Source organism: Microbacterium sp. SZ1 (genome assembly GCF_002362255.1).
Taxonomy (GTDB): domain Bacteria; phylum Actinomycetota; class Actinomycetes; order Actinomycetales; family Microbacteriaceae; genus Microbacterium.
The window spans coordinates 129,187-140,489 of the sequence record NZ_LPVV01000023.1; the positions used below are offsets into that span (position 1 = coordinate 129,187).

The 11,303-nt window shown below is 70.1% G+C and carries 9 protein-coding genes; 6 read left to right on the forward strand and 3 right to left on the reverse strand.

The features are described from left to right. Positions 1–57: 57 nt before the first annotated feature. The 5 genes from AUC47_RS10450 to AUC47_RS10470 are packed head-to-tail and all read left to right on the forward strand — an operon-like array spanning position 58 to position 6,765. Positions 58–1,440, forward strand: a complete 1,383-nt coding sequence (locus tag AUC47_RS10450; protein ID WP_096715128.1) for a flavin monoamine oxidase family protein — start codon at positions 58–60, stop codon at positions 1,438–1,440. After that, complete coding sequence (locus tag AUC47_RS10455) at positions 1,440–2,324, forward strand: universal stress protein (RefSeq protein ID WP_096715129.1); 885 nt, start codon at positions 1,440–1,442, stop codon at positions 2,322–2,324. The genes AUC47_RS10450 and AUC47_RS10455 overlap by 1 nt, the downstream gene beginning before the upstream one ends. Continuing rightward, complete coding sequence (locus AUC47_RS10460) at positions 2,324–3,868, forward strand: APC family permease (protein ID WP_096715130.1); 1,545 nt, start codon at positions 2,324–2,326, stop codon at positions 3,866–3,868. The genes AUC47_RS10455 and AUC47_RS10460 overlap by 1 nt, the downstream gene beginning before the upstream one ends. Positions 3,869–3,910: 42 nt before the next feature. Further along, the gene (locus AUC47_RS10465) at positions 3,911–5,377 is read left to right on the forward strand and encodes an NAD-dependent succinate-semialdehyde dehydrogenase (protein WP_096715131.1); all 1,467 of its coding nucleotides are present in this window, start codon (positions 3,911–3,913) and stop codon (positions 5,375–5,377) included. A gap of 23 nt (positions 5,378–5,400) precedes the next feature. Beyond that, the gene (locus AUC47_RS10470; protein WP_096715132.1) at positions 5,401–6,765 is read left to right on the forward strand and encodes an NAD-dependent succinate-semialdehyde dehydrogenase; all 1,365 of its coding nucleotides are present in this window, start codon (positions 5,401–5,403) and stop codon (positions 6,763–6,765) included. A gap of 158 nt (positions 6,766–6,923) precedes the next feature. Here AUC47_RS10470 and AUC47_RS10475 read toward each other — a convergent pair whose 3' ends face one another. From AUC47_RS10475 to AUC47_RS10485, 3 genes are read right to left on the reverse strand one after another with little or no spacing between them, the layout of a single operon-like run. Further along, a complete protein-coding gene (locus AUC47_RS10475; protein WP_096715133.1) occupies positions 6,924–7,577 on the reverse strand; it encodes a response regulator transcription factor in 654 nt (217 codons plus the stop codon). Beyond that, complete coding sequence (locus AUC47_RS10480; RefSeq protein WP_096715134.1) at positions 7,568–8,677, reverse strand: sensor histidine kinase; 1,110 nt, start codon at positions 8,675–8,677, stop codon at positions 7,568–7,570. The genes AUC47_RS10475 and AUC47_RS10480 overlap by 10 nt, the downstream gene beginning before the upstream one ends. 16 nt (positions 8,678–8,693) lie before the next feature. After that, entirely contained in the window at positions 8,694–9,332 is a 639-nt protein-coding gene (locus tag AUC47_RS10485; protein ID WP_096715135.1) for a DedA family protein, read from the reverse strand. A gap of 199 nt (positions 9,333–9,531) precedes the next feature. Here AUC47_RS10485 and poxB point away from each other — a divergent pair, with 199 nt between their 5' ends. Next, positions 9,532–11,256, forward strand: a complete 1,725-nt coding sequence (poxB, locus tag AUC47_RS10490) for a ubiquinone-dependent pyruvate dehydrogenase (RefSeq protein ID WP_096715136.1) — start codon at positions 9,532–9,534, stop codon at positions 11,254–11,256. The last annotated feature ends 47 nt before the right edge of the window (positions 11,257–11,303 follow it).

Consider the following 11,303-nt stretch of genomic DNA (forward strand, 5'->3'; position numbering starts at 1 on the left):
CTCGTATCGGGGGATTTCGAGTCGCGGCCGGCAACCTTTCCAACGAAGGAGAAGCAGATGGCTGAGATCACCCGTGACGTGCTGATCGTGGGAGCCGGAGCCGCAGGGCTCACCGCCGCGAACGACCTGCGCAAGGCCGGCCTGTCGGTGGCCGTGCTGGAGGCCCGCGACCGCGTCGGCGGCCGTCTGTGGACCGACGTCATCGACGGAGCGATGCTCGAGCTCGGCGGTCAGTGGGTCTCGCCTGACCAGGATGCGCTGAAGGACACGCTCGAGGAGCTGGGCCTCGAGACCTACAGCCGCTATCGCGAGGGCGACAGCGTGTACGTCGGGCCGGATGGCCGGGTGCACCGCTTCACGGGCGAGATGTTCCCCGTGTCGCCCGAGACGGAGAAGGTCATCGCCGACATCACCGACCGCCTCGACGAGATGGTCGCCGAGATCGACCCCGATCGCCCGTGGGAGCACCCGCAGGCGAAGGAGTGGGACAGCGTCACGTGGGACGCCTGGCTGCGTCAGCAGACCGACGACGACGAGGCCGTGCGCAACCTGGCCTTCGCCACCGGCTCCGCGATGCTCACGAAGCCGACGCACACGTTCTCGCTGCTGCAGTCGCTGCTCATGGCGGCATCCGCCGGGTCGTACTCGAACCTCGTCGACGCCGACTTCATCCTCGACAAGCGCGTGGTGGGCGGGCTCCAGCAGGTGCCCATCCTGCTCGCCGAGCGCCTCGGCGACGACGTGCTGCTGAACCAGCCGGTCCGCACGCTCGAGTGGGGGGCTGACGGCGTGGTCGCCACGACCGACGAGCTCACCGTCCGCGCGCGCTTCGCGATCCTCGCGCACGCGCCCGTGCTGTATGACCGGATCTCGTTTGTCCCGCCGCTGCCGCGCCGCCAGCACCAGCTGCACCAGCACCTGTCGATGGGCTTCGTCATCAAGGTGCACGCCGTCTACGACCGCCCGTTCTGGCGGGAGCAGGGCCTCAGCGGCACCGCGTTCAGCCCGTACGAGCTCTCGCACGAGGCCTACGACAACACCAACCACGGCGATGAGCGCGGCACGCTCGTCGGCTTCGTCAGCGACCAGAACGCGGACGACCTCTTCGCGCTGAGCGACGAGGAGCGCAAGGAGCGCATCCTCGAGTCGCTGTCGCACTACTACGGACCGGAGGCCAAGAACCCGGTCGTCTACTACGAGAGCGACTGGGGCACGGAGGAGTGGACGCGCGGCGCCTACGCCGCGAGCTTCGACATGGGCGGCCTGCATCGGTACGGCGCAGACCTGCGCACACCGGTCGGCCCGATCCACTTCGCCTGCAGCGACATGGCCGGCGCGGGCTTCCAGCACGTCGACGGTGCGATCCGCATGGGGCACCTGGTGGCCTCGAACATCGTCGAGTCGACGAGGGACGCGGGCGAGACGGCCGAGGTCGGCTGATGACGGGCTCGATCGTCGTCGGCTACACGGCGACGGATGCCGGAGCCGACGCCGCCGCACTCGGCGCTCGTCTGGCGCGCAGCCTCGGCGCGACGCTCCGCCTCGTGATCGTGCTGCCCTCGGAGGGAACGCGCAACGCCGCCGTCGCACCCGAGCGCGCGTACGAGGACCACCTCCGTCGCCAGGCGACGCAGTGGCTCGAGGATGCCGTCAGCGGCCTGCCGCAGGAGCTCGTCCGCACCGGGCACGTCCGCTTCGGGGAGTCGTTCGCCGAGGGGCTGATCGCCGCGGGCGAGGAGTTCGGCGCCCGACTCATCGTCGTCGGCGCCGCGAACGGCAGCCTGTTCGGGCGCCACCGCCTCGGCAGCGTCGCCTCCGAGCTGCTGCACTCCTCGACCATCCCGGTGGCACTGGCCCCGGCCGGCACCTCGACGGAGGACGACCACGTCCTTCCCCGCGTGACGGTCGCCGTCGGCACCCGTCCCGGAGCGGAGAACCTCCTCGACGAGGCGGCGACGGTCGCCGCCGACGCGCACGTCGGCCTCCGGCTCGTGTCGCTCGTGCCCTTCGACGTGCCTCCCGGCCTCGACACCGGTTCGATCCGTCTGGCCGGAGACGAGCACTCCCGCGAGGTGCTCTCTGTGGCATCCGGCCTCCTGCCCGACTCCCTCGACGCGGTCGTCGAGGAGGCCCCTGGCGACTCCGTGGAGGATGCGGTGGCCCATCTCTCGTGGCTCCCCGGCGAGGTCGTGCTCGTCGGCTCCAGCCGTCTGGCGCAGCCGCGCCGTCTGTTCCTGGGCTCCACGGCGGCGAAGATGCTGCACGAGCTGCCCGTTCCGATGATCGTGGTGCCGCGCACGCGGGCCGAAGCAGGAGTCCGCTGATGAGCAACTCGAACCGGGCGACGGAGCCCGTATCCGGCGTGACGACCGGCATCTCGCAGAAGGGCCTGAGCGCCGGGGCGGTCGGCGTGCTCGGCGCCGTCGTGATCGGCGTCTCCACCATCGCTCCCGCATACACGCTCACGGCGTCCCTCGGTCCCACCGTCGCGGTCGTCGGCACCCAGGTCCCGGCGATCATCCTCGTCGGTTTCATCCCGATGCTGCTCACGGCGTTCGGCTACCGCGAGCTCAACCGCGAGATGCCCGACTCGGGGACCTCGTTCACGTGGGGCGTGCGGGCGTTCGGCCCCTGGATCGGGTGGATGACGGGCTGGGGCCTCATCGCGGCCACCGTCATCGTGCTGTCGAACCTCGCGGGCATCGCCGTCGAGTTCCTGTTCCTGCTGATCTCGCAGCTCTCGGGCAACCCCGACATCGCCGATCTCGCGTTCAACCCCTTCATCAACGTGGTGGTCTGTCTCCTGTTCATGCTCGGAGCGACGCTGGTGTCGTACCGCGACATGCAGACCACGCAGAAGTTCCAGTACATCCTCGTCGGCTTCCAGGTGCTGGTGCTCGTCGTCTTCGCCGTCGTCGCGATCGTCAAGGCCGTGGACGGCGAGGCCGCCGACCCCACCGCGTTCTCGTGGTCGTGGTTCAACCCGTTCGAGGTGCCCAGCTTCAGCGCCTTCGCGGCCGGTCTGTCGCTGTCGATCTTCATCTTCTGGGGATGGGACGTCGTGCTCACCATGAACGAGGAGACGAAGGACCCGGCGAAGACCCCCGGTCGGGCGGCCATGGTCACCGTGTTCGTCGTGGTCAGCCTGTACCTGCTCCTCGCCATCGGCCTCATCATGTTCGCCGGTGTCGGAGACGGCGATCTCGGCCTCGCGAACGAGGACATCTCGGCGAATGTGTTCTTCGCACTGTCCGACCCGATCCTCGGGCCGCTCGCGTTCCTCGTGTCGCTCGCGGTGCTCTCGAGCTCTGCCGCGTCGCTGCAGTCGACCGCTGTCGGGCCCGCGCGCACGCTGCTCGCGATGGGGCACTACGGCGCCCTGCCCAAGAAGTTCGCGAGGGTCAGCCCGCGGTTCTTCACCCCCGGGTACTCGACGATCGTCTCGGCCGTCGTCGCGTCGGTGTTCTACGCCGTGATGCGCCTGGTCAGCGAGAACGTGCTCACCGACACGATCCTGTCGCTCGGGATGATGATCTGCTTCTACTACGGACTCACCGCGTTCGCGTGCGTGTGGTACTTCCGTCGGCAGTGGTTCGACTCGGCGCGCAGCTTCTTCTTCACGTTCCTGTTCCCGCTCGTCGGCGGAGTGATCCTCGCCGTGCTCTTCGTGACGACCCTCATCGACTCCATGGACCCCGCCTACGGCAGCGGATCGAGCATCGGCGGGGTCGGCCTCGTGTTCGTCCTCGGCGTCGGCATCATCGGGATCGGCATCGTCATCATGATGTGGCAGGCGATCAAGCGGCCGGCGTTCTTCCGCGGGGAGACGCTCACCGCCGACGCCCCGCCGAGCCTCCGTCGCCGCTGACCGGAACCACCCCAGACCCACGCCCCCACAGAGAGAGAACCCATGAGCACTCAGACAGAGCAGGCGCTGCTCGACAGCATCCCCACCGGCCTCTTCATCGGCGGCGAGTGGATCGACGGCGAGACCGGCGCGACCTTCGACGTCATCGACCCCTCGACGGGAGACGTCATCCGCACGATCGCCGACGCGACGCCGGCAGACGGCATCCGCGCCCTCGATGCAGCGGTCGCCGCGCAGGACGACTGGGCGGCCACCGCGCCGCGCACCCGCAGCGAGATCCTTCGCAGGGCCTTCGACCTCGTGCAGGAGCACAAGGAGGATCTCGCGCTGCTGATGACGCTCGAGATGGGCAAGCCGCTCGCCGAGGCGCGCGGGGAGGTCGTCTACGGCGGTGAGTTCCTGCGGTGGTTCAGCGAGGAGGCCGTGCGCATCAGCGGCCGCTACGGCATCAACCCCGAGGGCACCGGCCACATGGTCGTCTCGCAGCGCCCCGTCGGCCCGTCGTTCTTCGTCACGCCGTGGAACTTCCCGTTCGCGATGGCGACGCGCAAGATCGCGCCGGCGCTCGCCGCCGGCTGCACCGTCGTGATCAAGCCCCCGGCACTCACGCCCCTCACGACCATCTTCTTCACGAAGCTGCTGGAGGAGGCCGGGTTGCCTGCGGGCGTCGTCAACGTCGTGCAGACGTCGAAGTCGTCGGCGCTGTCGGCCCCGATCATCGCCGACCCGCGCCTGCGCAAGCTGTCGTTCACCGGCTCGACCGAGGTGGGCCGCAAGCTCATCGCCCAGGCCGCCGAGGGCGTGCTGCGCGTCTCGATGGAGCTCGGCGGCAACGCGCCGTTCGTGGTCTTCGACGACGCCGATCTCGACAAGGCCGTGGAGGGCGCGCTGCTGGCGAAGTTCCGCAACATCGGCCAGGCCTGCACGGCGGCCAACCGGTTCATCGTGCACCAGGACGTGGCGGACGAGTTCGCCCGCCGGGTCACGGAGCGCGTGCAGGCGATGAAGGTCGGACGCGGCACCGAGGAGGGCGTCGCGATCGGCCCGCTCATCGACGAGGATGCCGTCGCCAAGGCCGAGGAGCTCGTGGGCGACGCCGTCGACCGCGGCGCGAAGCTGCTCGCGGGAGGCAAGGCCCTCGACGGCGTCGGCACCTACTACGAGCCGACCGTGCTCACCGACGTCGTTCCCGGCTCGGCGATCCTGCGCGAGGAGATCTTCGGCCCGGTGCTCGCGATCTCGACCTTCGCGACCGAGGAAGAGGCCGTCCGCCTCGCGAACGACACCGAGTACGGACTCGTGTCGTACGTGTTCACCGAGAACCTGCAGCGCGGCCAGCGGATGATCGACGGCCTCGAGACCGGCATGATGGGTCTGAACGTGGGCGTCGTGTCGAACGCGGCGGCTCCCTTCGGCGGCGTCAAGCAGTCGGGTGTCGGCCGTGAGGGCGGCGCCGAGGGCATCCACGAGTACCTGTCCACCAAGTACACCCTGATCCCGGTCTCCTGACCGAGCCGAAGGAGGACGAAAACATGACCGACTACGCCGTCATCAACCCCGCCACCGGAGAGACGCTGAAGTCCTTCGACACGTTCACCGACGAGCAGATCGAGGAGGCCGTCGCAGCGGCCGACCGCGCGCACCGCGAATGGTCGCGCTCGTCGACCGTCGCCGAGCGCGCCGCTCTCGTCCGCCGCATGGCCGAGCTGCACCGCGAGCGCCGCGAGGAGCTCGCCGACGTGTTCGTGCGCGAGATGGGCAAGCCGCGCGAGGCCGCGCTGGGAGAGGTCGACTTCGCCGCCGACATCGCCGAGTACTACGCCGACCAGGCCGAGGCCATCATGGCCGATCAGCCCATCGACATCCTCGGCGACGGCTCGGCGATCATCCGCCGTTCGTCGCTCGGACCGCTCGTCGGCATCATGCCGTGGAATTTCCCGGCGTACCAGATCGTGCGCTTCGCGGCGCCCAACCTCATCGTCGGGAACACGATCCTGCTGAAGCCCGCACCGCAGTGTCCGGAGTCGTCGTCGGCGATCGCCGCGATCTACCGCGACGCGGGCTTCCCGGAGGGCGCATACCAGAACGTGCTCGCCACGAACGAGCAGATCGCGACGATGATCGCCGACCCGCGCGTGCAGGGCGTGTCGCTCACGGGCTCGGAGCGCGCCGGTGCGGCCGTCGCCGAGATCGCCGGACGCAACCTCAAGAAGGTCGCCCTCGAGCTCGGCGGCTCCGACCCGTTCATCGTGCTCTCGACCGACGACCTCGACGCGACCGTGCAAGCCGGAGTCGACGCGCGCCTCGACAACAACGGCCAGGCGTGCAACGGCGCCAAGCGCTTCATCATCGTCGACGACCTGTATGACGCATTCGTGGAGAAGTTCACCGCCGCGATGGCGGCCGTCGAGGCGACCGACCCCATGCTCGACGACACCGTGCTGGGCCCTGTGTCGTCGGAGACCGCCGCGGAGAACCTGCAGAAGCAGATCGACACGGCCGTCGAGCAGGGTGCGACGCTGCTGACCGGTGGCACGCGCGAGGGCACGTTCTTCGCGCCGACGGTGCTCGCCGACGTCACGCCGGAGATGGACGTCTACCGCGAGGAGCTCTTCGGCCCCGCGGCGGTCGTCTACCGCGTCGCCGACGAGGACGCCGCAGTCGCGCTCGCGAACGACACGACGTTCGGCCTGGGCTCGTACGTCTTCACGACCGACGAGGCGCAGGCCGAGCGTGTGGCGGACAGGATCGAGGCAGGCATGGTCTACGTCAACCTCGTGCTGGCCGACAGCCCAGAGCTGCCGTTCGGCGGCATCAAGCGCAGCGGCACGGCCCGCGAGCTGGGACACCTCGCCGCCGACGAGTTCGTCAACAAGAAGCTCATCCGCATCGGCTGACGCCGGCGGGGCAGGAGGGGCGGATGCTGCGGCATCCGCCCCTCTCTCGTGCGGTCGAGCGACCGACCTGCAGGTCGTGCGCACGGATGCATGTCGGATGCGGCAGGCAGCGGTCTGCGGGCGTGTTCTCGGCCTGCAGGTGAGCCCCCCGGGTGCCGTCAGTCCGCGAGGTCGAGGTACGCGAGCACGGCGAGCACGCGGCGGTTCACGGCCGAGCCGGAGGCGACCCCCAGCTTCGTGAAGATCGTGTTGATGTGCTTCTCGACGCCGCTCTGGCTCATGAACAGCCGCTCGGCGATCCCGGCGTTGCTGTGCCCCTCCGCGATGAGCTCGAGCACGGCGGCCTCGCGCTCGCTGAGCTCGCCCATCCGCACGCCCGGTCCCGAGCGGTCGGCGATCAGCCGGCTGATGACCTCGGGGTCGAAGGCGACCCCGCCGTCGGCAATCCGCATGATCGCGTCGAGGAATCCGGCGATGTCGGAGACACGGTCCTTCAGCAGGTATCCGATGCCGCCGCGGCCGTCGAGCAGCAGCTCGCTCGCATAGCGCCGCTCGACGTGCTGCGAGAGCACGAGCACGGCGACTCCGGGGTGGTCGCGGCGGATGCGGAGAGCGGCGCGGATTCCCTCGTCGACGAAGTCGGGCGGCATCCGCACGTCGACGATCACGAGGTCGGGCGCGTCGGCCGCGATCGCGGCGAGGAGGGCGTCGGCATCACCGACGGATGCCGTCACGACGTGCCCCTCGGCGACCAGCAGCTGGGCGATGCCCTCGCGCAGCAGCGTCGAGTCCTCGGCGATCGCTATCCGCACGGGATCACCGCCTCCACCACCGTCGGGCCGCCGAGCGGGCTGTGCACCCGCAGCCGCCCGTTGCGCGCCGCCACGCGCGAGGCGATGCCCGAGAGCCCGGTGCCCGCGGCATCCGCCCCGCCGACGCCGTCGTCTTCGACGCTGATCGAGAGCAGTCCGCCGTCGGTGCGCACGCGGATCGTGATCGTCTCGGCATCCGCGTGCTTGATCGCGTTCGTCACCGCCTCGCTCGCGACGAAGTAGGCCGCGGTCTCGGCGGCGCGGTCGGCGATCGGCGCCGCCTCGACGTCGAGGTGCACGGGCATGGCCACGCGGTCGCGCAGCGCCCGCAGCGCTGCCGACAGCCCGTCGCGCTGCAGCATCTCGGGGTACGTCCGCCATGCGACGTCGCGCAGGTCGTCGAGGATGTGCTGGGTCTCGGCGCGGACGGTGCGCAGCAGCGTGGCTGCGTCGGCGGGGTCGGAGCGCTCGACGCGGGCGAGCAGGATCGACAGCGCGACGACCCGCTGCTGCACGCCGTCGTGGATGTCGCGCTCGATGCGTCGGCGCTCGGAGTCGACCGCGTCGACGACCTCGTCGAGAGTCGCGTGCAGCCGAACGACCTCCTGCGACAGCTCGCCGGCGCCCGGTCGCTGGAACGTCTCCCAGAGCCGCCGCTCGAGCCAGGCGATCCCGCCGAGACCCGACAGGGCGAGGAACAGCAGCACGACACCCGGAATCACGAACAGGCCGACCGTCGTCCAGGTCACTCGCCCCGGCCGCGCGCTGAACAGAGTCACCGGACCGCCGGTCGCCGCGGCGGCGAGCATCTGGATTCCGACGACGACGCCGGCGGCGATGAGGACGAGGATGCAGAGCACGACGAGCTGCAGCAGCACCGAGAGGGAGAGCAGGCTGCGCGTACGGCGGGCAGGCGGCGGGATGCGGCGGGCGATGCCGTCGATCCACGTCAGTCGGGACGCGAGGGCCTGGAGCACTGCGGGGGCCGGGCGGCGCGGCGACGTCGCGACCGCGACGAGCGTCGCGGGGAGCATGACGACTCCGCCGGCGGTGCCGCCCAGCATCCGCAGCACATCGCGCACGATCGGCCGGGACGTCATGAGTCCATTGTGCCGGTCAGGTCGTGGGTGTGCCCTGCACCCGCTGACGCACGCGCAGCACGACGAAGACCGACACGGCGGCGATGACCGCGGCGACCACGATGAGCTGCAGGCCGTCGGCGTACTGCTCGATGCGATGCCACTGCTCGCCCAGCAGGAACCCAGCCATCACGAACACGGTGTTCCAGATCGCACTGCCGGCCGCGGTGAGCAGCGTGAAGCGCAGCAACGGCATCCGCTGCACCCCGGCGGGGATCGAGATGAGGCTGCGGAAGATCGGGATCATCCGCCCGAAGAACACCGCCTTCGACCCGTGCTTCGCGAACCAGGCCTCCGTGCGGTCGACGTCGCTGACCTTCATCAGCGGCATCCGGTCGACGATCCGCCGCAGACGAGCGGGACCGAGCCAGGCGCCCAGGCCGTACAGCGCGAGCGCGCCCACGACCGAGCCGACCGTCGTCCACACCAGCACCTGCCACAGCACGACCGAGCCCTGGCTGGCGGCGAAGCCGGCGAGCGGCAGGATCACCTCGCTGGGGATCGGCGGGAACAGGTTCTCGATCGCGACGGCGACACCGGCGCCGACGCTGCCGAGCGTCTCCATGAGGGCGATCGCCCAGTCCGCGAACAGGCCGAGGCTCTCAGAGGTGTCCATGCTCTCGACGCTACGGAGCGGAGGGGGAGGCCGTCACTGCGGCTGCCCGTCCGTCGAGGTGCGGAAAACCGGAAACCCTGCGCTGCGGCTCGCTCGGCTTCTTGCGCCTCCCTCGGCCGGATCAGGACGGAGTGGCCGAGCGAAGCGCACGAGGCCGAGCGGAGGCCCCGGCCCGTTCCCCCGGGCGTAGGGTCGAAGCATGGCCACGGTTGCAGAGAACATCGTCAAGACACTGGGTGCCAACGGGATCGAGCGGGTGTACGGACTCCCGGGCGATTCGCTGAACGGCTTCACCGACGCGCTGCGCAAGGACGGCAGCATCCGCTGGGTGCACGTGCGCCACGAGGAATCGGCGGCCTTCGCCGCCGCAGCGGATGCCGCGCTCACGGGCGACCTCGCCGTGGTCGCCGGTTCCTGCGGCCCGGGAAACCTGCACCTCATCAACGGCCTCTACGACGCCAACCGCTCGCGCGTGCCCGTGCTCGCGATCGCCGCGCACATCCCCACGAACGAGATCGGCACCGGCTACTTCCAGGAGACCCACCCGCAGGAGCTGTTCCGCGAGTGCAGCGTGTACGTCGAGTACGTCGCCGACCCGCGGCAGATGCCGCGCCTGCTGGAGATCGCGATGCGAGCGGCGATCGAGCAGCGCGGGGTCGCCGTGCTCGTGATCCCCGGTGACGTCGCGCTCGCCGAGATCGCCGACGATCGCGCCGTCGTGATCGAGCGCACACGTCCCGTCGTCACGCCGAGCCCCGGCGAGCTCGAGCGCGCGGCCACGCTGCTGAACGCCTCGACCAAGACGACGATCCTCGTCGGAGCGGGGGTCGAGGGCGCGCACGACGAGGTCGTCGCGCTGGCCGATCGGCTCGGTGCTCCGATCGTGCACGCGCTGCGCGGCAAGGAGTTCATCGAGTACGACAACCCGTTCGACGTCGGCATGACCGGACTGCTGGGCTTCGCGTCGGGATACCGCGCGATGGAGGCTGCCGACACCCTGCTCGTGCTCGGCAGCGACTTCCCCTACGAGCAGTTCTATCCGGAGCACGCGACGACCATCCAGGTCGACATCCGCGGGTCGCAGCTCGGCAAGCGGCACCCGCTCGACCTCGGTCTCGTGGGTGATGTGCGAGCGACGGTCGAGGCTCTGCTGCCGCGGCTCGCCGCGAAGGCCGACCGCGGTCACCTCGACGACGCTGTGGCGCACTACCGCAAGACCCGCGCGAAGCTCGACGACCTCGCGACGCCGACGAAGAGGGGTCGTCCGATCCACCCGCAGTACCTCGCCCGCGTGCTCGACGAGCAGGCGACGGATGACGCGATCTTCACGGCTGACGTCGGCTCGCCCACGGTGTGGGCGGCGCGCTACCTGACCATGACCGAGGGTCGTCGGCTGATCGGGTCGTTCACGCACGGCTCCATGGCCAACGCCCTGCTGCACGGCATCGGCGCGCAGGCGTCGCACCCCGACCGCCAGGTGGTCGCGCTCGCCGGGGACGGCGGACTGGCGATGATGCTCGGCGAGCTGCTCACCGTCACGCAGAACGGCCTGCCGGTGAAGACCGTGGTGGTGAACAACTCCTCGCTGAACTTCGTCGAGCTGGAGATGAAGGCCGCCGGGTTCGTGAACTACGGCACCGGGCTCGACAACCCCAGTTTCGCGGCGATCGCCGAGGCGATGGGCATCTTCGCGCGCCGGGTCGAGAACAGCGAGGATCTGCCGGATGCCGTGCGCGAGGTCCTCGCGCACGACGGCCCCGCGCTGCTCGACGTGGTGACCGAGCGCCAGGAGCTCTCCATGCCGCCCGCGATCGAGGCCGCGCAGGTCAAGGGGTTCGCCCTGTATGCGATCCGCACCGTCATGTCGGGTCGGGGCGACGAGCTGCTCGACCTCGCCAGGGCGAACTGGCGCCAGTTCCTCTGACGCCGCGCCGCGGCATCCGCGCCGTCGATTTCTTTCTGCGCGCTCCG